This window comes from Pseudomonas sp. TE24901, assembly GCF_054058375.1.
In genome coordinates this window covers 305,571-330,788 of sequence record NZ_JBSSAF010000005.1, presented here as the reverse complement: position 1 = coordinate 330,788, position 25,218 = coordinate 305,571, and the positions used below count along the sequence as shown (strand labels likewise).

The window sequence follows — 25,218 nt, the reverse complement described above, 5'->3', positions numbered from 1 at the left end:
GCTCGCCTCGCGTGGCGGCTTACCAGACGCCTTATGTCGACCTGACACACCGCCGCGCGGGGCAAGCCCGCTCACTACGGACGAGTTCATGGGAGGGTTATATGTATTCGAGACGACAAATACTGCTGGCTGGTGGCGGCCTGGGTGTCGCCGTCCTGGCCGGTGGCCTGCTCAAGCAACTCAACGTGGTCAGCGACGCCGAAGCCGCCGAAACCTTCGAGGTCAACCACACCGAGGCCGAGTGGCGCAGCCTGCTGACGGCCGAGCAATTCGACGTGCTGCGCGAGGAGGGCACCGAACGCCCTTACAGCAGCAAGCTCAACGATGAACACCGCACCGGCACCTTCGCCTGCGCCGGTTGTGCGCTGCCGCTGTTTTCCTCGACTACCAAGTTTGACAGCCACACCGGTTGGCCGAGCTTTTGGCAACCGCTGGACAACGCGGTCGCCAGCCACGTCGACACCTCCTACGGCGTGGTGCGCAAGGAAATCCACTGCCGACGCTGCGGCGGTCACCAGGGGCACGTGTTCGACGACGGCCCGCCACCCACCGGCCTGCGCTATTGCATGAATGGCGCCGCCATGACGTTCACGGCGGCGTAAGCCGATGTCTATTCATTCGTATAAGGGACGATCCCATGTGGCTTCTGGTTCTCGCGTATCTGGGCGGCGTGCTGACGATTGTCAGTCCGTGCATCCTGCCTGTTCTGCCTTTTGTCTTCGCTCGCACCGGGCAGCCGTTTATGCGCAGTGGCTTGCCGCTGTTAGCGGGGATGGCGGTGACGTTCGCCCTGGTGGCCTCGCTGGCGGCGGTGGGCGGCGGCTGGGTGGTGCAAGTCAATCAGTACGGGCGCTGGCTCGCGTTGCTGTGCGTTGCCCTGTTCGGACTCACGCTGCTGCTGCCACGCCTGTCGGAGCGGCTGACACGCCCGTTGGTGGCGGCCGGCAGTCGCCTCTCGGAAGCCGCCGGGGCCGACGCCAAGCCGCGTCCGGGCGCTTCGTTCCTGATCGGCGTGGCCACCGGCTTGCTGTGGGCGCCGTGCGCCGGGCCAATCCTCGGCTTGGTGCTCACCGGCGCGGCACTGCAGGGCGCCAGCATCGGCACTACCTTGCTCTTGCTGGCTTACGCCGCGGGGGCTGCGACGTCCTTGGCCTTGGCGCTGCTGGTCGGCGGTAAAGTCTTTGGCTTCATGAAAAAGTCCCTGGGTGCCGGTGAATGGCTGCGCCGTGGCCTGGGCGCGTTGATGCTGGCCGGTGTGGCGGCGATCGCTTTGGGCCTGGACACCGGCGTGCTGTCGCGGTTGTCGACGGCTTCCACCGGTGGCCTGGAACAAAGCCTGGTAGATAAGCTGAGTGCCAAGCCTGAACCGAAGGGCGGAGCGATGATGGCCGGTGGCGCAATGATGATGGCTGCCAACCACAGCGACACGCTGCCCATCGAGGGTGCGCTGCCGCCCCTGGACGGCGCCGTGCAATGGCTCAACAGCCCGCCGCTGACGGCCGAAGGCTTGAAGGGCAAAGTGGTGCTGGTGGATTTCTGGACCTACTCCTGCATCAACTGCCTGCGCACCTTGCCGTACGTGAAGGCCTGGGCCGAGAAGTACCACGACCAAGGCCTGGTGGTGATTGGCGTGCACGCACCGGAATTTGCCTTTGAGCGCGACGTGAACAACGTCACCAAGGCCATGAAGGACCTGGGCATCACCTACCCGGTGGCCATCGACAACAACTACAAGATCTGGCGCGCATTCAATAACCAATACTGGCCGGCGCATTACTTTGCCGATGCCAAGGGCCAGATCCGTTATCACCACTATGGCGAAGGCGACTATGCCGAGTCGGAGCGGGTGATCCAGCAACTGCTGCGCGAAGCCGGGGCCAAGAACGTGGCCGGTGGCCTGATCGAGGCCGACGCCAAGGGCGTGCAACAGGCGCCGGACATGAACGAAGTGCAGTCGCCGGAAACCTACCTGGGCTTCCAGCGCGCCGAAAACTTCGTCACCGCTGGCACCCTGGGTACCGACAAGGTCGTGAACTACCCCGCAGCCGGCACCCTGGCGCTGAATAACTGGACGCTGGAAGGCCCGTGGAACGTCGGTGGCCAGCAAGCCACTCTCGATCAGGCAGGTGGGCGCATCGTCTACCGCTTCCATGCCCGCGACCTGCACCTGGTGCTGGGCCCTGGCGCCGATGGCAAGCCGGTACGCTTCAAGGTGACGGTCGACGGCCAGGCCCCGGGCGATGCCCATGGCACCGACGTGGCGCCGGATGGCAGCGGTACCGTGACCGAGCAGCGCCTGTACCAGCTGGTGCGCCAGCCCGGCGCGGTGCAGGACCGCACCTTCAGCATTGAATTTCTGGACCCGAACGTATCGGCGTACGCCTTCACGTTCGGCTGAATTGAAAACCCAATCACTGTGGGAGCTGGCTTGCCTGCGATAGCGCCGGGCCAGCCACTTCATCTGGCACTGATGCACCACCATCGCAGGCAAGCCAGCTCCCACAGTCGACCGTGTTCTGGAGTGATAGTGATGAAACTACTCAAGTTTTTACCGGTACTCGCTTTCGCGGCTTTTGTCGGCCAAAGCTCGGCGTTCTCCTTCGGTGGTGCTGAAGACGCGGTGATGATCGCACCCCCCACCCTGGACCTGCCCGCCACCTCCGGCAACCTGCAAACCGCCGTGTTTGCCGGTGGCTGTTTCTGGGGCGTGCAAGGGGTGTTCCAGCATGTGCAGGGCGTGAAAAACGCTGTGTCCGGCTACGACGGTGGCGCAGCGAGCACCGCGCAATACGAGACCGTCAGCGGTGGCGATACCGGGCATGCCGAATCGGTGTCGGTGACCTATGACCCGAGCCAGGTCAGCTACGGCAAGTTGTTGCAGATCTACTTCTCGGTGGCCCACAACCCCACTGAGCTGAACCGCCAGGGCCCTGACAGCGGCACCCAATACCGTTCGGAAATCTTTGCGCAGAACGCCGAACAACAAAAAGTCGCCCAGGCGTATATCGCCCAGCTGGACGCGGCCAAGGCCTTCGACAAGCCGATCGTGACCACGGTAGAGATGGGCAAGGCGTTTTACCCGGCGGAGTCTTATCACCAGGATTTCCTCACCGAGAACCCGTCCTACCCCTACATCGTGATCAATGACCTGCCAAAGGTGGCGCAGCTGAAAAAACTGTTCCCCGACCAATACCGCGCCGAGCCGGTATTGGTAAAAAACCAATAACCACCACAAAACCACTGTGTGGGAGCGGGCTTGCTCGCGAATGCGATGTGTCAGATACATATGAATTGACTGACCCACCGCTTTCGCGAGCAAGCCCGCTCCCACAGTGGTCCTGTGTCAAGCCTGGGATTTAGCCTTGGCCAGGTACGGCGCCAGGCGTCGGCCCATTTCCTCTCCTAAAGCCTGCAACCCGCTCAACGGACGGACCATCACTTCAAATTCGATGATCTGCCCTTGTTCGTTGAAACGGATCAGGTCGATGCCCTTGAGCTGCTTGTCGCCCACCCGTGCGCTGAACTCCAGCACCACGCTCAGGCCATCGCCGGTCGCCAGTTCACGGTGGTAGGTGAAGTCTTCGAACACCTTGATCACGGTGTTGAGGATCATCGACACCACGGGCGCGCCAGGGTAGGGCGTGTGGGCCATGGGCGAGCGAAACACCGCGTCGGCGGCCAGCAGCTCGGGCAGGGACTTGAGGTCACGGGCGGCCAGCATGGCGTGCCAACGTTGCAAGGTGAGGGCGGCAGCGGGGGTGAGGGTCAGTTCGGACATGCTCTGTACCTGTTCTTATGGTGGGAAGGCGTTGCACCTGCCCAACATAAGAGCGGTATCAAAGGAGGGTCAATCACCCGAATTGACAGTTAAGTGACCCAATTGCACTCACACCACTTCCAGGTAAGAGCTGTGAATGGCCCTGGCCAGTTCGCGCACGGTGTCGATAAAGTCGGTGAGGCGGCTGTGCAGGCCGTCTTCGAGGATTTCGTCGATCCCGGTGTAGCGCAGCCGTGCTTCGAACTCGGCGGCCAGGCGTTGGGCGGTGCGCCCGTAGCTGCCGGGCAAGTCGGCGAGGATGTGGCTCAACTCCTCGATGCAGGCGTGCAATGAGCGTGGCACGTCACTGCGCAGCAACAGCAACTCAGACACCGACCGTGCATTCAACGCATTCGGGTACAGCTCGGTGTAGGCCTCGAATGACGATAACGCCCGCAGCAGCGCGCTCCACTGGTAATACCCGCGTGCCGACAGGTCGCTGACCTCTTCCGATTCTTCGCCAAACATCTCGTAGCGCGCATCGAGCAGGCGCAGGGTGTTGTCCGCTCGCTCGACAAAGGTGCCCAGGCGAATGAAGCGATAGGCGTCATTGCGCATGATGGTGCCGGAGGTGGCGCCGCGAAACAGGTGCGAGCGCTGCTTGACCCAGTCACAGAAGTGGCTGATGCCATGCCGCGCCAGGCCGCCGGCGGCGATGCTGCGCATTTCCAGCCAGGTGGCGTTGAGGTTTTCCCACATGTCGGCGGTGATGCGCCCGCGTACCGCGTGGGCGTTGCCCCGGGCGGCGCGCAGGCAGTTGTAGATGCTGGCGGGGTTTTCTTCGTCGAGGGCGAAGAAGTGCAGCATGCGTTCGGCGTCCAGCTGCTTGTGGCGTTCCAGGTAACTGTCCAGGGTGCCGCTGCTGAGCAACGACATCGCCAGTTCATCCAGGCCATCGCTGCGCCCTGCCTGGGGCATCAGCGACAGCGAATAACTGACTTCGAGCATGCGTGCCAGGTTCTCGGCACGCTCCAGGTAACGGGACATCCAGTACAGATCTGCGGCGGTTCTACTCAACATGATTCAGCCCTCCACCACCCAGGTGTCCTTGGTTCCGCCGCCCTGCGACGAGTTGACGATCAACGAGCCTTCCTTCAGCGCCACGCGGGTCAGGCCGCCCGGCACCAGGCGGGTTTCCTTGCCCGACAGCACGAAGGGCCGCAGGTCGATATGCCGGGGGGCGATGCCGTTTTCGACAAAGGTGGGGCAGGTGGACAGGCTCAGGGTGGGCTGGGCGATATACGCGTGGGGGCGCGCCTTGATGCGCTGGCGGAAGTCCTCGATCTCGGCCGCCGTGGACGCCGGGCCCACCAGCATGCCGTAGCCACCGGAGCCCTGGGTTTCCTTGACCACCAGTTCCGGCAGGTGGGCCAGCACATGGGACAGTTCATCGGGTTTGCGGCACTGGAACGTCGGTACGTTTTGCAGCACCGGCTCTTCGTCCAGGTAGAAGCGGATCATTTCCGGCACATACGGATAGATCGATTTGTCGTCGGCCACGCCGGTGCCGATGGCATTGGCCAGCACCACATTGCCCGCGCAGTAGGCGGCGACCAGGCCGGGCACGCCGAGCATCGACTCCGGGTTGAACGCCAGCGGGTCGAGGAAGGCGTCGTCGATGCGCCGGTAGATCACGTCCACGGCCTTGGGGCCGTCGGTGGTGCGCATGAATACCTTGAGGTCTTGCACGAACAGGTCGGCGCCTTCCACCAGTTCCACGCCCATTTCCCGGGCGAGGAAGGCATGTTCGAAGAATGCGCTGTTGAAGCGCCCAGGCGTCAGCACCACCACGTTGGGGTTGTCCAGGCGGCTAGCGCTTTTCAGGGTCTTGAGCAGCAGGTTGGGGTAGTGGTCCACCGGCGCGATGCGTTGCTTGGCGAACACTTCGGGGAACAGGCGCATCATCATCTTGCGGTCTTCGAGCATGTAGCTCACGCCGCTGGGGGTGCGCAGGTTGTCTTCGAGCACGTAGTAGGTACCGTCGCCGTCGCGCACCAGGTCAACGCCCGAGATATGCGAGTAGATGTCGCGGTGCAGGTCCAGGCCCACCATGGCTTTCTGGTAACCCTCGTTGCCCAGCACCTGGTCAGCGGGAATGATCCCGGCCTTGATGATGCGCTGATCGTGGTAGATGTCGGCGAGGAACATGTTCAGTGCGTTGACGCGCTGGATGCAGCCACGTTCGATCACGGCCCATTCACTGGCGGGGATGCTGCGGGGGATGATGTCGAAGGGGATCAGGCGCTCGGTGTCTTGCTCGTCGCCATACAAGGTGAAGGTGATCCCGGCCCGATGGAACAGCAAATCGGCTTCGCGGCGCCTCTGGGCCAGCAGTTCCGGCGGCGTGTTGGCCAGCCAGCGGGAGAAATCCTGATAATGCGCGCGGCATACGCCTTGCGCGTCATTCATTTCGTCGAAGAAAGATCGAGCCATTCCAGTACCTTGTCAGTGCCCAGTGTTGCCGGGTGGCACTGCCGCTTTAAAAACCGCATTTTTTATGAGCCCGTGGCTGAGGGTGCCACTGGGCCTGGTCCTTACTTTCTTATGGGGTGGGCTCTGGGTCGGGGGGTAACGAATGCTCCTGTTTCCGGGCAGATGAATGGATAAAGCAATGCTTGTGCCGAAACCCTCAAAACACCCGACCTCTTTATAGTGAGCGGGCTTGTCCCGCGCTGGCGTGCGCAGCGCTCCCGTTTTATGGGGGGCGCTGCGCAGCCCGGCGCGAGCAAGCTCGCTCACTACAGTGCACTCCGTGCTCTCGATTGGTGCACGAACAAACTTGAACTTCGCCCGGGCCCGTTTCTTCTAAGGGAATTCGAACCTGTGTGGAGCATGGCCGTGCCCAGAATCATTTCGCCCCATACGCCGGAGGCGGCGCTGACCGATCACAGCGAACACAACGCCAAGATCTTCGGCTCGCCCAAGGATCGCCTGGATTTCTACCGCCGCGAGATCCAGTACGAAACCACCATCCTGGCCAACCGCACCGACGCCTACCTCACGGCGCAATCGTTCCTGGTCATCGCGTTCGTGTCCGGCATGGGCAACCTCAACCCGGAGTGGGGCAAGTTGTTCACCCTGGTGGTGCCGGTGTTCCTGGTGATGCTCGGCATTCTCAGCTCATTGAACGCCTGGCCGGGGATCCGCGCGGCGTACGAAATCATCGACCACTGGCATTACAAGCAAAGTGAGCTGCTGCGCAGCGAGCCAGTGATGGGCCTGGCCTACGATGATTCGCCGCTGTTCTGTGAGACCGAGTCGTCGCATAAGGGCTACCGCAAGTCGCTGCTGTTTTCCATGCGTGCGCCATGGCTGTTCATGGTGTTCTGGCTATTGCTGGGGGCCTACGCGTTCTACATCCAGGTAGACAACCCCGGTTCCTAGACAAATGGAACTTCGTCGCTGGGAACGTGACCTTAACTTTACGCAGGCAATAACGATGCAGAGGTAAACCATGAGCACACACAAACAACCCGCGACGGGCGCAGACGCCCCCAAAGACCCGGCGCTGAACGCAGACCCCAAGGCCAAAGACCCCAAGGCGCGGGAAAACGACTACAGTCCAGACTTCAAGCCCGAGCGCGAGCCCAAGCCTGAAACCGATGCCGATATCGATACCCAAGGGGGTTAGGGAGAAGGTCATGTCAAAAGAACGGGAAGACGCGCCGGAAGAAGAACTCAACGACCCCGGCAATGAAGACCCGGGGTCGTTGATGGATGACGCAGAGGTGCCGCTTAAGGACGGCAGCCTGGATCAGGAATCGATCCAGGAGTGTTCGGCGCCAATCCTGACGTTGAGTTTGTACTGAAGCGGGAAGTAGTGTTTCTTCAGTTTGTCCAGCTGCATGCCCAGGGTGTCAGGCGGGACAATACCGCTTCGGATATAGGATTGACGTATATCGTACTCGACATTGACTTTGGGTCCATGGGGCACCAGGCCGCCGTTGACTGCGTGGTATTCCCTGGTTTTGCCATCGAAACCAAGGTCATACATATCAGGTCGTTTCAGTTTCAGGTTGTCGTTGAACAGGGTCGGTCCAACCGTTTCAAAGACCTTGCGTTCATAGGCCTGGAATTCAGGGGTATATAGGACTTGGCCATTTGGGGCTCTGGTTATTGTCGGCCGGTTCGCCTGGAAGTACGGCTTGTTGGCAACGAAGCGCTGTTTCATCTCGGTGATCAGGTCGGTAATGACTGGATTGCCTGCGTGCGTGCCGAAATTACTGGTGTTATAGAACAGTTTGTAGCCTGTCAGGTTCTGGCCCACCGGCTGGTTGAGCAGTACATCATTGGCGCCCGCATTCACTGCATCCGCCCCGACCTTTGTCTGGATGACATCATCCGTATCGAGATAGAACCCCCCGTATTTATTGGCGATGGGATACCGCGCAACGTCGGAGGCAGCGGCCAGGTTCTTGCCTTGCCCTGCTCGGAAATAGTCGTACATGCCGCCGGTTTTCAACTGCTTGAATACGCCATCCTCGTGAAGGTTTTTCACCTGGATACCTGGAACCCTGCTTTCCAGTTTCTGTTTTATCTGCTGGAAAATGGCTGGGCTGTCCGCGTCCACGTGCAGGATGGAGGTATAGCCAGGGGCTTTGTTTGCGTTGTTGACCAGGTTATCCATCAGCTTGGGAGGGATTTCCTGGCCGGCCCAGAAGTAGTGAAGGTTCTTGGGGACTGGTTTCACCGCCTTTAGCAGGCTTATGGCTGCCGAAGGCGTGACGTCAACAAACTTATAGTGATGTGTCTGGGCTTTCCTGGCCTTTATGAACTCGCTGAAGGGGCCTCGCTGCCATTTGCCCTTGGCGCTGCGCCAGAAGTACGCAGGGTTGAGCGCATCCGCCCCCGGCGCGAGGCTGGCTTCTTTCCAGGCGCCTGCCGCACTGTCGAAGACAACGTTCTGGTCGACGCCCTTGTAGTTGAGCGTGTACGGCGTGATTGAGTTTTCCACGACCTTAATGTCATCCATTGGCACCACGTAGGTGCTGTCCCCCAACCTCCATGGCGACGTCAACTCGCTGGCGCCTCCCAGTAACCGTGCAGACCTGGCCGAGGGTTCCCAGCCCGAGGTACCCAGATCCCTGATGGGGATATCGGCCCCCGTGCCCTTGGGGTGCCGGATGATGCGCTGGCCGTCCTTGAGCCGGGACTCATACAGCACCCCATCGACCTTCACGTATTCCTTCCCGCTGCGGCCCTTATAGACGTTGCCTTGCAAACCGGTGGCCGATAGTTCGCCCGTGGCAATGTACTGGGCTTCATAACCGCGCAGTGTTGCGTCCAGCGGCCGGACTTCGCCGCCGGCGGCTACCCGGCTTGGCGTGAAGTCTTTCAGGGGCGGGCCGAAAGGCTGTTTCTTGAGCGCGTCATACCGATGCCAGTTGCCCTGGAACATCACGGCCGTGCTTTCGACCGTTTCTAGCCCCTCCTTGAAGGTACCACTGGCCGCCAGGCCATGGTGTTGGCTGGCAGTCAGGGTCTCATCCGCGCTGCCGATCGCTCGCAAGCTGTCAGAGGCATCGGTAGTCGTCGCCTCTGCGACGAAGTTATCCAGCGGTTTGCCGTAGGCTTGCCGTGTATGTGGGTCAACGGCATACCACTGGCCTGTAGCCTCATCGAATGTGGCCAAGGCTTTGCTTTCAGCCGTGGCATTGATTGCCTTGTAGCTGCCTTCGGCGATATCCGGCCTTTTGGCCAACGCCAGCAGGTCGACGCTGCGCTGTGTCCTCAGATACCGCAGCCCCCGGTACCCAGCCTTGAACACGCGCGCGGTGCCGTTGACCACTCCACGCGCCAGGTCATCCAGCCCACCCGCCGGGTTCAGTGCGCCCACCGCCGCACGCCCGACGATCTTGAGGGCATGGCCGGCCTTGGCCAGTGCGCCAAGCCCGGTTGCCGCCGCTTTCGCCCCTTTGATCGCTGTACCAAAACCGACGAGAAAACCGAATACATCCCACGACAGATCCCCCAGGCCCTGAGCAACATTGCCGTTCTGGAAATTGACGATCGCGGACCTGAACGGAATGAGGTTCAGGCCGAACTGTGCGGCCTTTTCATGGGTGGGCACTTCAGTATCGAAGGTCGTCTGGCCCCGCGCCGCCTTTTTCAAGCCGGGCAAGTCCATATCCTGGAGAACCGCGTCCGCAAGGTAGGCCGTTCTCGCGCTGCCGAAGCTGTCGGGGACACCGCTTGCGCCCTTGGATTCGTCCGCCAGCCCGGTGGGGTACTGGCCTTCGGGGGTGACGATCTTGTATGCATTGAAGGGGCGCGACTCTTTGTAATAAGGCTCGCCGGTTTTGAAGTCGCCCAGGTCAGGGCGTTGGGTGATAGTGCCTTTCAGGCGGTCCAGCTGGTAGGTGTGGACCTGGCCATCGCGTTTGATCTTGATCAGCAGGCGGCCTTCAGTTTCTTTGTCGCGTTCACTGGCAAGGACGCCGCCCCATTCGAAATGGGTTTCCCTGGCAAGGGTGATTTCTCCGAATTCGAAATGTTGACGGTCTGCCAAGGGCAGTTTCGCCACCATGTTTTTGATGTGCGCGGCGGTGGCCGTCTTGACCGCCTCGGAATAGGCCGAGAAAGCTTCATCGAACGCGGTGGGCAGGCGCGGCAGCTGTTTGAGTGTTGGCAAGAGCGCTTGGATGTCAAATCCACTCGATGAAGAAACCCAGGTGCCCGGCCTGCCATCACCCGGCAGATCGACGAGCCCGAGTGTGATAGCGCGTAGCGCGTCTCTGCCCGATTCACCCCAGTTATCCGCGGAGCTCGGTGCGTTCAGGAGGCCCCGGCCATCGATGTACAAGTCCAGGATCGAGTAAGGGCCGGGGAAATAGCGGTTGGAGGGTTCTACACGGATGCATTTTTCGTCGAAGTGCTTTGGGGCCACGTCGGGCAAGGCTTTTTTCAATTGCTCCAGTGCCATGTCCCTGGCTGTCGGCAGCTTCGCCGTGGAGGCGTGCGAGGCTTTCTCGAGCTGGCTGACCTGCGCTGCAAACGCTTCGCGTACACGTGTCATTGCAGCGTGGGTGACGGGGTAGGGCAGGCCGTTGGCAACGGCCCAGTCCTTGAGCGCTGCGCTCTGGGCGTCAAACTCGATGCGCGCTTCATCGTCGGATACGGGCGCGATGCTCGCCCGGGTCATGACTTGGGCGTAGGTCATCGCCGCCGTCGCCCCAGGGGCGCTCGCTTCGATACGGACAACCGCGGTGGCAAAACTCACCCAACTGTGGGTGCCCAACACCAGGTCTTGCGGTAGGTCCTTGACCAGAAATTCCGGTGCTCGGCTGGCAAGCATCAAGGTGGCTTGGATCGCGGCTTGTTCAGGTGACAAGCCTTTGCCTGCTTTTGCCAGCGCGGCTGTCAACTCCTGCATAACCGCTGCAGCGGTCTTGCCCGCGTTACTGGCAGACAACAACGTGTAGCCCGCGATCCGCAGTTGTGTAGCCTCCGGAGCCGCCTCAGCCGACGCCGAGAGGTCCAGGCTCAGGGCCGCCAACAGCCAGTCGTTGATACTGCCTTTGACCGCGCGGGCCTCGAATTGGGCCTGGATCGCCTGGCCCAGTGCCTGCCCTCTGGGCGACGCGATCAGGCGATCGATCAGGCCGCGGGGATTGGCGATGTGCTCAGGCAGTACGGGGCTGCCATTGAGCAAATAGTCCAGCACGTTGTTGAACGGGGCCAGGTCAATCCCGCCGAGCCTGCCCTGCTGGAGATCGCTGCGCAACTGTTGCTCGCTCACAGCATCCAGGGGCGTGGGCCAGGCCCGCGCACCGCCGTAGTTGCCGTTCTCGGCGGGCTTGGGGGCAGGGGCCAGCAAAGCGTCGACCAGGTTATCCAGTTGATCAAGGGTGGTGGGGATTTTCCAGCCATGGTCCTCGATGAACTGCTTGAGGCTCACGCTGTTGTGGTCGCCCGCGTTAGCCGGCCTGTAGGTGCCGGCGTTGTCTACGTACACGACACGGGTCTCCAGTTCATGGGCTATTTGCAGCTGATCCCGGGTGCCCTCTCTGACGAACCCAGCCAAGTGCCGTAAATCATAGGCAGCCTGGTATCGGTTGCGGATATCGGCCAATTGCGCCTGGTGTGCCTCCAGCTGTTGTTCACTGCGGCTGTTGTGTTGAGCTGAAAAGAATGGCGACGTCTTGTAAAAATGCGTCATCACCTTGAAGGGGGCGGTGTTGCTCCTCGCTGACAGCGGTGGGGAGAACGCGGGGGAGGGACCGCCGGGTGCAATGACTCGGCTCGCATTCAGGATCGGACCGCTGACGGCTGCCCAGCCTGGGTCATCGAGGCCCAGGGTATGGACGGGTTGCCCGCGCTCGGCTTTGAGCGTGAAAGCAATTTGTCCGGAGGCGGGATTGATTTTTATCGAGTCGGGGTTGATGCCCTTGTCCTGTATCCACTGCTGCACATCCGGAGACTCGAAGGCCTGTCCCAGTTGGCTCCACCATTGTCCAAAGACCGAACCGGCGGGAATGGGAAGAAGCGTTGAGGCTGACTGATGAGGTGCATCCACCGCGCGTCGCTGCCGTGCAGGCTGCACCTGGAGCGTTTCGGCGGGCATTTTGTGGAGGGTATTCACACTGCGGGAATTGATCATCGTGAAGTGGCTCTTCATGTGATTGACAGGTAGGTCGTCGAGGCGCTGGCGGCCTGGCGAGTCAACCTGTGTGTCACAAAGCTTTCAGATGATTCCTATTGTCGGCGTCTGTTTCGTTGCCGTTTCTGTCGGCCCCGGCTCACTGCACGTTGATCAATTGCGAACCAATGGTTTTCATCCGGATCATGTCCATCAACTGCCGCAACCCCGGCTGCGATTGGCGGCGGCTGGTGTAGTACATGCACAACGGCTCACCCAGGCAGGCCCAATCGGGCATCACTTCCACCAGGCGGCGGTCCTTGAGTTCCTGGTCCACTCGGTTGGACAGGCAGTAGGCAATCCCCACGCCTTGCAACGCTGCGTTGACGATGGTCTCGGTGTCCGCCGCGCTGAAATGCCCCGGCACATCGATGCGTTGCTGGCGCGAGCCGTTACCCAGCTCCCATTTGTAGGTGGTCTTGTCGCCCAGGTACATGCGGATGCAGGCGTGCTGCAGCAGGTCTTTGGGTTCGCGGGGTGCCCCATGACGGGCAAGGTATGCGGGGGAGGCGACCATGATCCAGCGCAACTCGCCGGTCAACGGCACGGCCACCATGTCCTGGGGCACGGTGGCGCCGTAACGGATACCGGCATCGTAGCCCTCGGCGATAATGTCGATCATCTGGTCCTGCACGATCAGATCCAGGCGCAGTTGCGGGTAGGCTTGCGTGAATTCGCCGAGGATCGGCGCCAGCAACAGCACGGCAGCATCCCGAGGCACATTCAGGCGCAGGCGGCCGATCGGCGCTTCGCGGTACAGCTCCAAGGTATCGAGGCCGTCCTGGATCGTGGCGAAACCCTGGCTGAGTTTTTCCGCGAGCAGGTTACCGGCGTCGGTGGGCTCGACGGCGCGGCTGCTGCGGTAGAGCAATTTCACGCCCAGGCGGGTTTCGAGGTTGCGCATGGTGTGGCTCAACGCCGAGGTGGTCACGCCCAGTTCGTGCGCGGCGTGACGAAAACTGCGGCGCCGGATGATGGCCATGAACACATTGAGATCGGCGAGTTCGGAGCGGTTAAAAGCGGCCATATCAAGACTTTTTTAGGAGAATTCGGTTGTATGCGGCGTTGAGCCCTATTCAACCCGGGATGACCTAGAGTAATTGCTTTTCAAAGTATTGCTATGGGCAGCGTGATTTTTTATGAGTATCGAAACCCTCAAGATCCCCGGTATCGAAAAGGCCGTGTCAAGGATCGCCCTCGGTACCTGGGCCATGGGTGGCCGACTGTGGGGTGGCTCGGACAATGAGCTGTCGATCAAGACCCTTCGCCATGCCCTGGCCAGCGGCATCAACTTGATCGACACGGCGCCGGTGTATGGCTTCGGCTTGTCCGAAGAACTGATCGGCAAGGCCTTGCGCGGCGTGCGCCACACGGCGGTGATCGCCACCAAGGCCGGCCTGCAGTGGGATGACGGCACCACGCGCCGCAACGCCACGGCCCAGCGCATCCGCAAGGAAGTCGAAGACTCTCTGGTGCGCCTGGAAACCGACTACATCGACCTGTATCAGATCCACTGGCCTGACCCCCTGGTGGCCCAGGAAGAAACCGCCGATGAGCTGGAGCGCCTGCGCCGCGAGGGCAAGATCCTCGCCGTGGGGGTGAGCAACTATTCACCGGCGCAGATGGATGACTTCAGCCGCTACACCGCGCTGGCCACCGTGCAACCGCCCTACAACCTGTTCGAGCGCGCCATCGACAGCGACATCCTGCCGTATGCCAAGAACCACGGGCTGGTGGTATTGGCCTACGGCTCGCTGTGCAGGGGGCTGCTGACCGGCAGCATGCATTCGGCCACCAGCTTTGGTGGCGACGATGTGCGCAGGATCGACCCCAAATTCAAGGCGCCGCGTTTCGAACAATACCTGGCCGCCGTCGGCGCGCTGGAGGTGTACGCCCGCGAGTGTCACGGCAAGTCGATACTGGCGCTGGCGTTGCGCTGGGTGCTGGATCAAGGGCCGACCATCGCGCTCTGGGGCGCACGCCGACCGGAGCAACTCAAGGGCTATGAAGAGGCGTTTGGCTGGCACCTGACCGCCGATGACCTGACACATATCGACCGTATTCTGGCCAGCACGATAAAAGATCCGATCGGGCCGGAATTTATGGCCCCCGCCAAGCGTTAACCCTTACGACAGGGATGTCAGCGACAACAAAAAATGACATCCCCGTACGTTGAGGTTTTTGCATGAAGCGCGGCACCCTATTCACGATCACTGGTGGTTTGCTCTGTGGGCTGTTAGTGGCAGGCGCCCTGAAATGGCGCGGTGACCCTAATGCCCTGTGGCACATCGTCAGCCAGCAATGCGTTCCCGACCAGCAACAGCAGCACAAGCCCGACCCGTGCCTGGCGGTGGACCTGGACCGGGGTTATGCGCTGCTCAAGGATCGCAACGGCCCGTTGCATGACTTGCTGATTCCCGTGGACAAAGTCACCGGCATTGAAGACCCCGCCCTGGGGCGCCAGCTGTTGCCGCATTATTTTACTCAGGCCTGGAAGCACCGCGCGGCGTTATCCGACGGCCTGAAAAAGCCAATCCCGGACGCCTTCGTCTCCGTGGCGATCAACTCGCGTTTTGGCCGCTCGCAGAACCAGTTGCACGTGCACATCGCTTGCCTGCGCCCCGAGGTGTTTGTCGCCTTGAGCCAGCAAGGCAAAGCACTGGATGAGCAGTGGCAGGTGTTGCCGAGGCCGCTGATGGGGCATACCTACAGCGCGCGTACGCTGTCGGCGGCCGATGCCGAGGTGCTCGACCCGATGGCGCTGTTGCACGATTACGTCGAGGCCCAGGGCAGCTCGATGAGCCACTACAGCCTGCTGATGACGCCCCGCGCCGACGGCAGCTTTGTGCTGTTGAGCACGCACCTGGCGCTCACCGAACTGAATTTGGGTTCGGCCGGTGAGCTGCAAGATTATCGCTGTGACCTGATGACCCAGTTGTAAGCCCCCTTTGACCTGATTCGGACCTACCTCCATGCGCTTGACTGTGTTGGCTTGCCTGTTCCTGTCTGTGGGTGTGGCCCAAGCGGCTACCCGAGAAGTGATCCCGATTCACAGCGCCACCATGGCCAATGGTGATTTGCGCTACAGCGTCACCTTGAAGATTGGCGGCACGCCGGTGGAAACCCAATTCGACACCGGCTCGGTGGGATTGCGCGTACTGCCCGGCGTGCTCAAACCCCAGGATGCCGTGGCGCAGAACGTGCCGGCGGCGATTCAGTATGGCAGCGGCGTACGCCTGAACGGCAAGCTGGCACTGGCTACGGTCAGCCTGGGCACTGCCACGGCACACGTGCCGATGCAGTTGGTCGACAGCATCAGTTGCAGCGATGCGCGGCCTAAATGCCCGGCCTCCAAAGTGTCCGCCAAGGACTTTCTCATGGGCGGCAACCCCGAGCGGGGCGAGGGCTTCAAGGCGATCATGGGCGTTGGCATGTTGCGCAACCCCGCGACCAACCCGCTGGTGGCCATGGGCGGCCGCTGGTTGGTGGTACTGCCTCGGCCCGGGCAGAGCACCGGGCAGTTGATCCTCAACCCCACGGCGGCGGAGACCCAGGGCTTTCGCACCCTCAGCCTGCAACGCTTTGCGGTGAAACCCGGGGATGCCAGCGCCTACTGGAAAGACCACGGCGTGCAAGGTTGCCTACAGCGTCTGGACACCCACCAGCAGGTGTGCGGCAACAGCATCCTGGACACCGGCGCGGCGGGTTTTCATATCTATGCCGATGCACTGCAAGCCAACTGGCCGGTGGGCACCCCGGCGCATTTCAGCCTGACCCTGGGGGACGGCAGCCAGATGGGCCAGCACTTCAAAGTGGATAACGGCGGCGGGCGCTATGTGCGCTACATCACCGCCCAGGGCGAACACAACTTCCACGGGATCAATGCCGGCTTGCTGACGTATTTCGATAACGCGGTGCTGTACGACCAGTCCGCCGGCACCATCGGCCTGAAAGCCCGCTGATCTCACCGTAAAACCGGGTCTATTGTGGGAGCGGGCTTGCTCGCGAATGCGTTGGGTCAGTCAACATATTCAGTGACTGACACTCCGCATTCGCGAGCAAGCCCGCTCCCACATTTGAATCTCACCTACCTGAAAATTTTCATTCACGACCTCTTTGCTCGATAAACGACACCCGCTCAAATTTAGCCATTGAACGACTGTTCAGTTTGAACTATGTTGACCGCATCCACCCGTTTGCCTGCAAACGGGTTCGCGCTTTTTCTTCTTGAACGAGAGGCTCTGGCATGCGGTTTTCCCCCTTCGTTGAGCGAATTGCAGGGCAGGGCGTTGCCGCCTGGGACATTCACCACGCCGCGTTCCACGCCGCCAGCCAGGGCGAAGACATCATCATCCTCAGCGTCGGCGATCCCGATTTTGCCACGCCTTCGTTCATCACCGACGCGGCCGTCAGCGCACTGCGCGACGGCGACACCCACTACACCGAAATCCCCGGCCGTACGTCCTTGCGCGATGCCGTGGCACGGCGCTACAGCCAGACGCTGGGCCGCTCATTGGCGGCCGATAATGTGATCATCGTGCCCGGCGCCCAGAATGCATTGTTCATCAGCTCGCTGTGCCTGTTGCAGGCCGGGGATGAAGTGCTGGTACTCGACCCGATGTACGTCACCTACGAAGCCACGCTCAAGGCCAGTGGCGCAACCCTGGTGCGCGTGCCGTGCTCGCCGGAGTCGGGATTCCGCCTGGACCCGCTGGCACTCGCCGCTGCAATCACCCCGCGCACCCGGGCGATCTTCTTTTCCAACCCGAACAACCCCACCGGCGTGGTGCTCAACCCTCAGGAACTGCAAGTGATTGCCGACCTGGCCATCGCCCATGACCTGTGGGTGGTGGTGGATGAGGTCTACGAAAGCCTGGTGTTCGACGGTCAATACCACAGCCTCGCCGCGCTGGCTGGCATGGAAGAGCGCTGCATCGTGATCGGCAGCCTGTCCAAGTCCCACGCGATGACCGGCTGGCGTATCGGCTGGATCATCGCCGCGCCGCCGATGGTCGCCCATGCCGAAACCCTGGTGCTGAGCATGCTCTATGGCCTGCCCGGGTTTGTGATGGAAGCCGCTGCGGCCGCCGTGCTGGCCCATGATGAAGTGACCGTCGGCATGCGCGAGATCTATCGCCGCCGACGTGACCTGGTGGTAGCCGGCCTGAGTGCTTGCCCGGGGATCAAGGTGCAGGCGCCCCAGGCCGGCATGTTTGTGCTGGTGGATGTGCGCGGCACGGGCTTGAGTTCGCTGGATTTTGCCTGGCGATTGTTCCGCGAGGCCGGGGTCTCGGTGCTCGATGCGGCGGCCTTTGGTGAACCTGCCCAAGGCTTTGTGCGGCTGTCGTTCACCCTGGGCGATGAGCGCCTGGCCGAGGCGTGCCAGCGCATTGCTGGCTTTGTCGGCCGACTGGCGGGCGAGCCACGGATCGCGCCGGCGCCCGTCGCAAAGATTGAAGTGGTGCAACCGGCCGAGGTCAAAAAGATGATCGAGGTGGTCGATCTGCATAAGCGCTTCGGCAATATCGAAGTGCTCAAGGGCATTTCCCTGACCGCAAACGAAGGCGATGTGATTTCCCTGATCGGCGCCAGTGGCTCGGGCAAAAGCACCTTGCTGCGCTGCATCAACATGCTCGAAGTGCCCGACCAGGGCAGCATTCACGTAGACGGTGAGAGCATCAAGCTCAACTACGGCCGCCCCGGCGCACCGCTGGTGGCGGATGCCAAGCAACTGGTGCGCATCCGCTCGACCCTGGGCATGGTGTTCCAGAACTTCAACCTGTGGCCCCATCGCACTGTGCTCGAAAACCTGATTGAGGCGCCCACCCAGGTGCTGCGCGAAAGCCGTGCCGAAGCCATCGAGCGCGCCGAAGCCTTGCTCGACCGCGTGGGGCTGGCCGCCAAGCGCAATGAATACCCGGCGTTTCTCTCCGGCGGGCAGCAGCAGCGGGTGGCGATTGCCCGTGCGCTGGCGATGCGCCCCAAAGTCATGCTGTTCGACGAACCCACTTCAGCCCTCGACCCGGAACTGGTGGGCGAAGTGTTGCGCGTTATCCGCTCCCTGGCCGAAGAAGGCCGCACCATGATCCTGGTCACCCATGAAATGGCCTTCGCCCGGGATGTGTCGTCCAAAGTGGCTTTTCTGCACCAAGGCATGATCGAGGAAACCGGCTCGCCGGACTCGGTGTTTATCGACCCACGCAGTGAGCGTTGCCGGCAGTTCGTCAACGCGCATCAAACTCGCTAACTCCATAAAAAGACGGGGCAACTCATGAAATGCAAACGCATGGCAACGTGGTTGGGCAGTGCAGTGTTGATGTTGGCCGCAGGTTTTACCTGGGCTGCGGAAAAACCCATTGTGTTCGCGGTGGCGGCCGAACCTTACCCGCCGTTCACGGTAAAAGGCGGCAATGGCCAGTGGTCGGGGTTTGAAGTAGACCTGATCCACAAGCTGTGCGAGGGCATGAAAGCCGAGTGCCAGATCAAGGAAGTGGCCTGGGACGGTATTATCCCGTCACTGCTGGCCAAAAAGATCGACGTGATTTTCTCCTCGATGTCGGTGACCGACGAGCGCGAAAAACAGATCGCCTTCAGCCGCGCCTATTACGACTCGCTGCTGGGCGTGGCAGGGCCCAAAGGCGCCACCGTGGACATCACGCCTGAAGGCCTGAAGGGCAAGTTGATCGGCGTGCAGATCTCCACGGTCAGCGCCAACTACCTGAAGAAGTACTACGAGAACATCGCCGACCTGAAGTACTACGACACCCAGGAGTCGGCCAACGCCGACCTGATCGCCGGGCGCATCGACTACATGATGGCCGATGACACCGCCATCGCCATGATGGTCAAGACCCCGGAAGCCAGCGGCCTGGCCCACATCGCCAGCGTGCCCTACGACCCGATCATCGGCCGTGGCGTCGGTGCCGGCTTGCGCAAGGAAGATACCGCGCTCAAGGCGCGCCTGGACAAGGCCATCGGCGAGCTGCTGGTGAGCAAGGACTATGACGACCTGTCCCAGCACTACTTCGGCCTGTCGGTCAGCCCGTGTAAACGCACTGATACCCCGGCGTTTGTCAGCAAGACCTGTGACAGCCCTTACCAGCAAATCGCCCAGAAGAGCGAATAATGTTCGACCTCTTAAGCTTCGGCGAACAAGGGTGGGGTAACGCGCTGCTCAAGGGGTTATGGATGACCCTGCAAATCTCCGCCGGCGCCTTTGCCGTGGGGTTGCTGATCGGGCTGGTGGTGGCGTGCGCCAAACTCAGCGCCCCACGCCCGATTGCAATGCTGATGCGCGGCTACACCACGGTGTTTCGGGCGGTGCCGGAACTGCTGCTGATCCTGCTGCTGTATTACGCCGGCGCCATGGGCCTGAATGCGTTGATTGTCAGCCTGGGCTTCGAGCAGTTGAATATCAGCGGGCCGCTGGTGGCGATCCTGGTGTTGGGGTTGGTGCAGGGCGCGTATGCCTCGGAGATTTTCCGCGCGGCGATCCTGGCCATTCCCCATGGCCAGATCGAAGCGGCGCGGGCCTTTGGCTTGAGCGGCTTTGGCCTGTTCCGTCGGGTGACGTTGCCGATTATGGCGCCTTACGCCTTGGCGGGCATGTCCAACCTGTGGATCAACCTGATCAAGGACAGTGCCCTGATCAGCGTGGTCGGCACCAACGAGTTGCTCTACACCGCCAAGCAGGCGGCGGGCTCCACCCGCCAATACCTGTTGTTTTACCTCACGGCCGCCGCCTTGTATTACCTGGTGACGCTGGCTTCCAACTACCTGTCCGGGCGCCTGGAGCGACGTATTCGTCGCTGGATGCCGGTTGTCGAGTGAGGGGCCCATGCCTGAGTGGATAAGTTACTACGCGGGGTTGATCGCCAAAGGCTTGCAGACAACCTTGTCGCTGCTGGTGATGTCGGCGGTGCTCGGCTTTGCCCTGGCGGTGCTGGTGGCACTGGCGCGCTTGTCGCGGCGCAAGTGGCTGGCCCGCAGTGCGCTGGCCTACACCAGCGTGCTGCGGGGCACACCGTTGCTGATCCAGATCTACATCTTCTATTACGGCCTGGGCAGTCTGTTCGCCCAGTTCCCGATGATTCGCGGCAGCTTCCTGTGGCCGTTCCTGCGCGACGGCTACTGGTACATCGTGTTTGCCTTGGTGCTGTCGGTGGGCGCCTATGTGGGGGAGGTGATTCGCGGTGGCCTGCTGGCGGTGCCCAAGGGTGAGATGGAAGCCGCCTCGGCCTTCGGCATGACGCCACGCCAGGCCTTGCTGCGGGTGCGCCTGCCACGGGCGATGCGCTTGTTGCTGCCGACCTTGGCCGGTGAAACGGTGATGCTGCTCAAATCCACTGCGCTGGCGTCGACGATTGCCGTGGTGGACCTGCTCGGCGCGGCGAACGTGGTGCGTGCACAGACCCTGCAGATCTATCAACCGCTGCTGCTGGTGGCCGGGGTGTACCTGTGCCTGACGTTCCTGATCGAAGGCGTCTACGCCATCGCCGAACGGCGCGGCACGCCGCTGCGCAGGTCGGCAGGATGACCAGGGACCGCTCGCTGCAAGGGATTGCCCTGTGCTCCCTGGCCTACGCGTTCCTGGCGTTGCAGGACGCGGTGATCAAGTGGCTGGTGGCCGATTATTCAGTGTTCACCATCCTGTTCTGGCGCAGCCTGGTGGTGGTTGCCGCCTGTGTGATCGCCGGGCGCCTGGGCTTGCTGCGGCGGGCCTGGACCTCGGTCAGCCGTAAATTGCTGGTCGTGCGTGGCTTGCTGTCGCTGCTGGCGTGGTTGCTGTATTACACCGCCGCCAAGGACCTGACCCTGGCGGAAATGACCACCTTGTATTTCTCGGCGCCGATCATGGTCACCTTGCTGGCAGCGCTGATTCTCAAGGAGCGCGCCAGTCGCGGCCAGTGGATCTCGCTGATCATTGGCTTTGTCGGCGTAATGATCGCCTGTCGCCCAAGCAACATGGTCGACCCGCTGCCGATTGCCCTGACCTTGGCCGCTGCCCTTTGCTGGGCGTTCACGTACATCCAATTGCGCCAGGTCGACCCGACCACCTCGGTGCTGGAGCAGATGCTGATCACCAACGTCGTCTTCGTGATCTGCATGGCGGTGACCTTGCCCTGGACCCACACCCCAGCGCCCACACCGTCCTGGCTGGGCATGCTCGCGGCGGGGTTGGTCGGCGGTATCGGCCAGTTCCTGTTGTTTGCCAGCTTCCGGCGCGCCACGGCAACCTTACTGGCACCGTTCGAATACACCGGGCTGATCTGGGCGTTTCTGTTGTCGAGCCTGGTCTGGGGCACCTCGATGGACGCCTCGCTGATCATCGGCGCGGTCTTGATCGCGGTCAGCGGCACCCTGGCCATGCTCAGTGCGCGCCACCCGGAATCACAAGACGTGGTCGGCGCCGAATGCTCCGTGACGCAGCCCCTGTACCCAGCAGCGGCAGATGTGCAGCCCGTTAGCGGGGCTGAAGGTGCCGGGGTTGAGACACCCCTCGAGCCAGAGCCCGTCGAGCATCGCCGATAGGCCGATGGCGGCCAAGTGGCTGTCGTGGATGACCAACTGCTCGGCGCGGGCCAGGTCGTCGAGCAGTTGCTGGATCAACGCCAGGTAGGCGCGGTAGCTGTTTTCGTGGGACTGGTTCACGTGAGGCGAGTGACGGATCAGGCTCCAGAACACCACCCACACGCCGAGCAGGTCCGGGTCCATCACCCGAGGTGAAAAGGATGCGCTGAGAAACGCATCCAGGCGCGCGGCGGCGCCTTCGACCTGTTCCACTTGCTCCCAGAGCGCGGTGGTCAGCTCGTTGGCCAGCTTGTGGTAGGTCTCGGCGATCAGCGCATCGATGCTGCCGAAATGGTGGTTGAGCAAGCCCACCGACACCCCGGCTTCGGCGGCGATACGCCGTACGGAAATGCCCGCGTGGCCATCGCGGCCGAGGCTGGTGAGGGTGGCGGCAATCAGCAGGTCCCGGCGTTCGTCGGGGTCGGCACGGCGCAATTTGGGAGGGTCGACGGTCACGGGAATGCCCTTGAAGAAACACCAGAGTGCCAAAGGTTAGTTGAACATCTGTTCAATCTCTAGCGTTTAAATCATCAGAGGAGGGCAAGGCATGGCAAAAGACCTTTCGTGGCAGGTGACCGGTGACGCCGGCAACCCGTTGCACATCGGCGCCTGGCGGTTCGAAGGCGACGACAGCGGGCCCCGGGTGCACCTGCAAGCGGGCGTGCATGCCGATGAAATCGCTGGGATGCTGGTGCTGCACCAGTTACTGCCACGCTTGCAGGCTTGCCAGAACCAGGGCCGTCTGCGCGGGACGGTGACGGTGGTGCCCCAGGCCAACCCGTTTGGCATCAGCCAGTTTCGCCAGGGCAAATTGCTCGGGCGTTTTCATGAGGCCACCGGGCAGAATTTCAACCGTGGCTTCGACCATTCGCTGGCCCAGGCACGCCCCGCCAACACCCTCGCACAGTGGCAAAAAAGCCTGGTGCAATTGGCGCAGGACGCCGACCTGGTGCTGGACCTGCACACCGACGATGAAGCGCTGCCGTACCTGTATATCCACCGCAGCTTCTGGCCGGAACACGGCCTGGCGCTGGCGGCGGCATTGCGCGCCGAGGTGGTGATCGTGTGGGATGAAGGCGGCGACGGCGCGTTTGAAGAAGCCATCATCCAACACGGCTCGCCGCGCTTGGCGGCCACTGTCGAGTTGCGCGGCCAGGCGGATGTCAGCGACGCGCTGGCCAAGCAGGACGCTGATGGAATCTGGGCGTGGCTGTGCATCAATGGTGTGATCGATGAAGTGGCCGCTATCGCCGAATGGCAAGGGGAAGCCGTGGACATGGGGTGTATGGAAACCCTTTTGGCGCCCAGTGCTGGCGTGCTGTTGCTTGAAATCGGTCTGGGTGATTACGTCGAGGAAGGCCAGCGCGTTGCACGGATTATCGGACGTCCAGGCGACCCGTCTTCAGAAGTGATGCTCTACGCCGCCCAAACCGGGCGCATGGTCACCGGTCACCGTGAGCGCCTGGTGGCCCAGGGTTCGGTGGTTGCAAAATTCACGGGAACGCGACTATCCGAGGGCTACAACGGCGGCCCGCTGGACCCCTGATACCCCCAACTTGTAGTGAGCGGGCTTGCCCCGCGCCGCGGCGTGCCAGCCCACTGATATTTACCTGGCACACCGCCGCGCGGGGCGAGCCCGCTCACTACAGGTCATTGGTCGTAGGGGGAGCCTGTGCGTTTTAGGCGGCGCATGGCGCTGTCGAGGTGGGCCCTGGCGCTCGCTGGGTCGCCTTCGCGCATTTGCACGTAGGCCTGTTGTGCCACCGCCGGGTCAATCGGCAGCAAGGGTTGCCCGCTGGCCATGGCTTTCAGTTGCACCTCGGCCGCACGCTCCAGGTAGTACAGGTCGTCCCAGGCTTCGGCGATGTTCGGCGCAGCCACCATCACCCCATGGTTTTTCAGGAACAGGATATCGGCGTTGCCGAGCGCTTGGGCGATCCGCAGCCCCTCGCGGTTGTCCAGGGCCAGGCCGTTGTAGTGCTCATCCACCGCCGTACGCCCGTAGAATTTCAACGAGGTCTGCCCCAGCCACAGCAGCGGTGGGCCTTGCAGCAGGCACAGCGCGGTCGCATTGGGCATATGGGTATGGAACGCCGCCTTGATGCGCGGCTGCTGCTGGTGCAGTTGGGCGTGGATGTAGAACGCCGTGGCTTCCGGCGTACCGTCGCCATCGATCACGTTGCCGGCGAAATCACATACCAGCAATTGCGACGCGGTGATTTCCTCGAAGGCATAGCCGAACGGGTTGACGAAGAACAAACCGTCATGCCCCGGCACCGTGGCCGAAAAGTGATTGCAGATACCTTCTTCCAGACCATGCAGCGCCGCCAATTGCAGGCAGGCGGCGAGTTCCACCCGGGCTTCGATGGCGGCAATCGTGTCGAGGTTGAAGCGCCCGGCGCGGGGGCCGAGCGATGTGGGTGTAAAGGTGTGGGCCATGGTTACCACCCCAGGGACTTGAACAGCTCGGGCACGCCGTCGAGGGTCGACAGGGTTGCGTCCGGCGTGTAGTCGGCGAGCAGCTGGCGGCCGGTACCACGGTCGATCCACACGCACCGAAAGCCGATATCCCGTGCGGCAGCGTGGTCCAGGTGCGGGCTGGCGCAGATGTGCACCACCTGGTCGAGGCTCACCCCGAGTTGCGCATGGGCATGGTCGAACAAGCGGCGATCCGGCTTATAGGCCCCTGCCTGCTGCGCGGTGATCACCCGGTCGATATGCCCACCCAGTTGCGCGACATTGCCCGCAATCACGTCATCGTCGGTATTGGAGACGATGCAGAGTTTGTAACCCTGCTGCTTTAACTGATTCAGTGTGCCCAGCACCTCGGGGAACGGCGGCATGGCACCGATGCTGTCGGTCAGGATGGCTGCATCGTCAGGGCTGGCGCTCAGGCCTAGCTCTTTGAGCGCCAACTGCAATCCCAGCCCAGCCAGGGTGCGGAAGCTGCGATGGGGTGGCGTTTGTTCCAGGGCGTGTTCGTGGTGGTCGTAGACGCTGATCAGTGTCTCACGGTCCACCTGGTGGTCACCCTTGGCATCGAGAATACGGTCGACGGCGGCGCGCAGGCCTTCATCCCATTGGATCAACGTGCCGTAGCAGTCAAAGGTCAGCCAGAGCGGGCGAGGGGAGTGTTCGAGCGGCATGGGGTTCACCTGTTGCGTCGTGAGCGATAGAGACAGCATAGAAACCC

General features: G+C 62.0%; 22 protein-coding genes and 1 pseudogene. 15 read left to right on the top strand and 8 right to left on the bottom strand.

Features of this window, described 5'->3' with window-relative positions; genetic code table 11:
• The first annotated feature begins 101 nt into the window (after positions 1-101).
• The 3 genes from msrB (at position 102) to msrA (ending at position 3,226) form a co-directional block, all read left to right on the top strand.
• Positions 102-602 (top strand): peptide-methionine (R)-S-oxide reductase MsrB, encoded by a 501-nt coding sequence (gene msrB, locus ACVWVP_RS12585; RefSeq protein WP_178924887.1) that lies wholly within the window; start codon positions 102-104, stop codon positions 600-602.
• 35 nt (positions 603-637) lie between these two features.
• A complete protein-coding gene (locus ACVWVP_RS12580; protein ID WP_457406221.1) occupies positions 638-2,398 on the top strand; it encodes a cytochrome c biogenesis protein DipZ in 1,761 nt (586 codons plus the stop codon).
• A 132-nt stretch (positions 2,399-2,530) separates the two neighbouring features.
• Positions 2,531-3,226, top strand: a complete 696-nt coding sequence (gene msrA / locus ACVWVP_RS12575; RefSeq protein ID WP_457406219.1) for a peptide-methionine (S)-S-oxide reductase MsrA — start codon at positions 2,531-2,533, stop codon at positions 3,224-3,226.
• Positions 3,227-3,343: 117 nt separating this feature from the next.
• Here the strand turns inward: msrA and ACVWVP_RS12570 are convergent, their stop codons facing one another.
• The 3 genes from ACVWVP_RS12570 to ACVWVP_RS12560 all read right to left on the bottom strand — a co-directional run bounded on the left by ACVWVP_RS12570 (position 3,344) and on the right by ACVWVP_RS12560 (position 6,250).
• Positions 3,344-3,778 carry a nuclear transport factor 2 family protein gene (locus tag ACVWVP_RS12570; protein WP_178924893.1) on the bottom strand — a complete coding sequence of 145 codons (435 nt, stop codon included), beginning with the start codon at positions 3,776-3,778 and terminating at the stop codon, positions 3,344-3,346.
• 108 nt (positions 3,779-3,886) lie between these two features.
• Positions 3,887-4,837, bottom strand: coding sequence for an alpha-E domain-containing protein (locus ACVWVP_RS12565; RefSeq protein WP_017253783.1), 951 nt, complete (start codon positions 4,835-4,837; stop codon positions 3,887-3,889).
• A gap of 3 nt (positions 4,838-4,840) precedes the next feature.
• Positions 4,841-6,250, bottom strand: a complete 1,410-nt coding sequence (locus ACVWVP_RS12560) for a circularly permuted type 2 ATP-grasp protein (RefSeq protein ID WP_259171347.1) — start codon at positions 6,248-6,250, stop codon at positions 4,841-4,843.
• A gap of 405 nt (positions 6,251-6,655) precedes the next feature.
• On the opposite strand from ACVWVP_RS12560, the gene ACVWVP_RS12555 reads away from it, so the two are divergent.
• The 3 genes from ACVWVP_RS12555 to ACVWVP_RS12545 all read left to right on the top strand — a co-directional run bounded on the left by ACVWVP_RS12555 (position 6,656) and on the right by ACVWVP_RS12545 (position 7,626).
• Positions 6,656-7,201: a hypothetical protein gene (locus ACVWVP_RS12555; protein ID WP_178921234.1), complete on the top strand. Its 546-nt coding sequence runs from the start codon at positions 6,656-6,658 to the stop codon at positions 7,199-7,201.
• A gap of 70 nt (positions 7,202-7,271) precedes the next feature.
• Entirely contained in the window at positions 7,272-7,448 is a 177-nt protein-coding gene (locus tag ACVWVP_RS12550; RefSeq protein WP_178921232.1) for a hypothetical protein, read from the top strand.
• Between the two features lie 10 nt (positions 7,449-7,458).
• Positions 7,459-7,626 carry a hypothetical protein gene (locus ACVWVP_RS12545; protein WP_457406215.1) on the top strand — a complete coding sequence of 56 codons (168 nt, stop codon included), beginning with the start codon at positions 7,459-7,461 and terminating at the stop codon, positions 7,624-7,626.
• Here the strand turns inward: ACVWVP_RS12545 and ACVWVP_RS12540 are convergent.
• Both ACVWVP_RS12540 and ACVWVP_RS12535 read right to left on the bottom strand, forming a co-directional pair.
• The gene (locus ACVWVP_RS12540; RefSeq protein WP_457406212.1) at positions 7,572-12,416 is read right to left on the bottom strand and encodes a glycosyltransferase; all 4,845 of its coding nucleotides are present in this window, start codon (positions 12,414-12,416) and stop codon (positions 7,572-7,574) included. The two genes, ACVWVP_RS12545 and ACVWVP_RS12540, sit on opposite strands and share 55 nt — an antisense overlap.
• Before the next feature lie 139 nt (positions 12,417-12,555).
• Positions 12,556-13,482, bottom strand: coding sequence for a LysR family transcriptional regulator (locus tag ACVWVP_RS12535; RefSeq protein WP_457406209.1), 927 nt, complete (start codon positions 13,480-13,482; stop codon positions 12,556-12,558).
• 112 nt (positions 13,483-13,594) lie between these two features.
• On the opposite strand from ACVWVP_RS12535, the gene ACVWVP_RS12530 reads away from it, so the two are divergent.
• The 8 genes from ACVWVP_RS12530 (at position 13,595) to ACVWVP_RS12495 (ending at position 21,986) form a co-directional block, all read left to right on the top strand.
• Positions 13,595-14,578, top strand: a complete 984-nt coding sequence (locus ACVWVP_RS12530; RefSeq protein ID WP_457406207.1) for an aldo/keto reductase — start codon at positions 13,595-13,597, stop codon at positions 14,576-14,578.
• A 62-nt stretch (positions 14,579-14,640) separates the two neighbouring features.
• On the top strand, positions 14,641-15,396 hold the full coding sequence (locus tag ACVWVP_RS12525; RefSeq protein WP_457406204.1) for a CDP-diacylglycerol diphosphatase: 756 nt from the start codon (positions 14,641-14,643) through the stop codon (positions 15,394-15,396).
• 31 nt (positions 15,397-15,427) lie between these two features.
• Positions 15,428-16,417, top strand: coding sequence for a hypothetical protein (locus tag ACVWVP_RS12520; RefSeq protein WP_457406202.1), 990 nt, complete (start codon positions 15,428-15,430; stop codon positions 16,415-16,417).
• Between the two features lie 284 nt (positions 16,418-16,701).
• Positions 16,702-18,702 (top strand): aminotransferase class I/II-fold pyridoxal phosphate-dependent enzyme, encoded by a 2,001-nt coding sequence (locus ACVWVP_RS12515; RefSeq protein ID WP_178921223.1) that lies wholly within the window; start codon positions 16,702-16,704, stop codon positions 18,700-18,702.
• Between the two features lie 24 nt (positions 18,703-18,726).
• On the top strand, positions 18,727-19,581 hold the full coding sequence (locus tag ACVWVP_RS12510; RefSeq protein WP_178921221.1) for a transporter substrate-binding domain-containing protein: 855 nt from the start codon (positions 18,727-18,729) through the stop codon (positions 19,579-19,581).
• A complete protein-coding gene (locus ACVWVP_RS12505) occupies positions 19,581-20,285 on the top strand; it encodes an ABC transporter permease (protein ID WP_178921219.1) in 705 nt (234 codons plus the stop codon). Before ACVWVP_RS12510 ends, ACVWVP_RS12505 begins: the two co-directional genes overlap by 1 nt.
• Positions 20,286-20,292: 7 nt before the next feature.
• Complete coding sequence (locus ACVWVP_RS12500) at positions 20,293-20,991, top strand: ABC transporter permease (RefSeq protein ID WP_178921217.1); 699 nt, start codon at positions 20,293-20,295, stop codon at positions 20,989-20,991.
• Complete coding sequence (locus ACVWVP_RS12495) at positions 20,988-21,986, top strand: DMT family transporter (RefSeq protein WP_457406197.1); 999 nt, start codon at positions 20,988-20,990, stop codon at positions 21,984-21,986. Before ACVWVP_RS12500 ends, ACVWVP_RS12495 begins: the two co-directional genes overlap by 4 nt.
• Here the strand turns inward: ACVWVP_RS12495 and ACVWVP_RS12490 are convergent.
• A pseudogene (locus ACVWVP_RS12490) lies at positions 21,942-22,481 on the bottom strand (TetR/AcrR family transcriptional regulator); the annotation flags it as partial. The gene ACVWVP_RS12495 and the pseudogene ACVWVP_RS12490 sit on opposite strands and share 45 nt — an antisense overlap.
• 91 nt (positions 22,482-22,572) lie before the next feature.
• Between ACVWVP_RS12490 and ACVWVP_RS12485 the strand changes: the two are divergent.
• On the top strand, positions 22,573-23,571 hold the full coding sequence (locus ACVWVP_RS12485) for a succinylglutamate desuccinylase (RefSeq protein WP_457406195.1): 999 nt from the start codon (positions 22,573-22,575) through the stop codon (positions 23,569-23,571).
• 104 nt (positions 23,572-23,675) lie between these two features.
• On the opposite strand, the gene ACVWVP_RS12480 is transcribed toward ACVWVP_RS12485, so the two are convergent.
• A complete protein-coding gene (locus tag ACVWVP_RS12480; RefSeq protein ID WP_457406193.1) occupies positions 23,676-24,464 on the bottom strand; it encodes an aldolase in 789 nt (262 codons plus the stop codon).
• Between the two features lie 2 nt (positions 24,465-24,466).
• Positions 24,467-25,171, bottom strand: a complete 705-nt coding sequence (locus ACVWVP_RS12475) for a haloacid dehalogenase type II (RefSeq protein WP_259171356.1) — start codon at positions 25,169-25,171, stop codon at positions 24,467-24,469.
• Positions 25,172-25,218 lie beyond the last annotated feature (47 nt).

Coding starts and splice junctions, on each gene's coding strand:
- ACVWVP_RS12480 (WP_457406193.1), bottom strand. CDS start 24,464: ATGGCCCACACCTTTACACCCACATCGCTCGGCCCCCGCGCCGGGCGC.
- msrA (WP_457406219.1), top strand. CDS start 2,531: ATGAAACTACTCAAGTTTTTACCGGTACTCGCTTTCGCGGCTTTTGTC.
- ACVWVP_RS12560 (WP_259171347.1), bottom strand. CDS start 6,250: ATGGCTCGATCTTTCTTCGACGAAATGAATGACGCGCAAGGCGTATGC.
- ACVWVP_RS12495 (WP_457406197.1), top strand. CDS start 20,988: ATGACCAGGGACCGCTCGCTGCAAGGGATTGCCCTGTGCTCCCTGGCC.
- ACVWVP_RS12550 (WP_178921232.1), top strand. CDS start 7,272: ATGAGCACACACAAACAACCCGCGACGGGCGCAGACGCCCCCAAAGAC.
- ACVWVP_RS12565 (WP_017253783.1), bottom strand. CDS start 4,837: ATGTTGAGTAGAACCGCCGCAGATCTGTACTGGATGTCCCGTTACCTG.
- ACVWVP_RS12510 (WP_178921221.1), top strand. CDS start 18,727: ATGAAATGCAAACGCATGGCAACGTGGTTGGGCAGTGCAGTGTTGATG.
- ACVWVP_RS12520 (WP_457406202.1), top strand. CDS start 15,428: ATGCGCTTGACTGTGTTGGCTTGCCTGTTCCTGTCTGTGGGTGTGGCC.
- ACVWVP_RS12535 (WP_457406209.1), bottom strand. CDS start 13,482: ATGGCCGCTTTTAACCGCTCCGAACTCGCCGATCTCAATGTGTTCATG.
- ACVWVP_RS12570 (WP_178924893.1), bottom strand. CDS start 3,778: ATGTCCGAACTGACCCTCACCCCCGCTGCCGCCCTCACCTTGCAACGT.
- ACVWVP_RS12525 (WP_457406204.1), top strand. CDS start 14,641: ATGAAGCGCGGCACCCTATTCACGATCACTGGTGGTTTGCTCTGTGGG.
- msrB (WP_178924887.1), top strand. CDS start 102: ATGTATTCGAGACGACAAATACTGCTGGCTGGTGGCGGCCTGGGTGTC.
- ACVWVP_RS12505 (WP_178921219.1), top strand. CDS start 19,581: ATGTTCGACCTCTTAAGCTTCGGCGAACAAGGGTGGGGTAACGCGCTG.
- ACVWVP_RS12500 (WP_178921217.1), top strand. CDS start 20,293: ATGCCTGAGTGGATAAGTTACTACGCGGGGTTGATCGCCAAAGGCTTG.
- ACVWVP_RS12485 (WP_457406195.1), top strand. CDS start 22,573: ATGGCAAAAGACCTTTCGTGGCAGGTGACCGGTGACGCCGGCAACCCG.
- ACVWVP_RS12515 (WP_178921223.1), top strand. CDS start 16,702: ATGCGGTTTTCCCCCTTCGTTGAGCGAATTGCAGGGCAGGGCGTTGCC.
- ACVWVP_RS12545 (WP_457406215.1), top strand. CDS start 7,459: ATGTCAAAAGAACGGGAAGACGCGCCGGAAGAAGAACTCAACGACCCC.
- ACVWVP_RS12580 (WP_457406221.1), top strand. CDS start 638: ATGTGGCTTCTGGTTCTCGCGTATCTGGGCGGCGTGCTGACGATTGTC.
- ACVWVP_RS12540 (WP_457406212.1), bottom strand. CDS start 12,416: ATGATCAATTCCCGCAGTGTGAATACCCTCCACAAAATGCCCGCCGAA.
- ACVWVP_RS12530 (WP_457406207.1), top strand. CDS start 13,595: ATGAGTATCGAAACCCTCAAGATCCCCGGTATCGAAAAGGCCGTGTCA.
- ACVWVP_RS12475 (WP_259171356.1), bottom strand. CDS start 25,171: ATGCCGCTCGAACACTCCCCTCGCCCGCTCTGGCTGACCTTTGACTGC.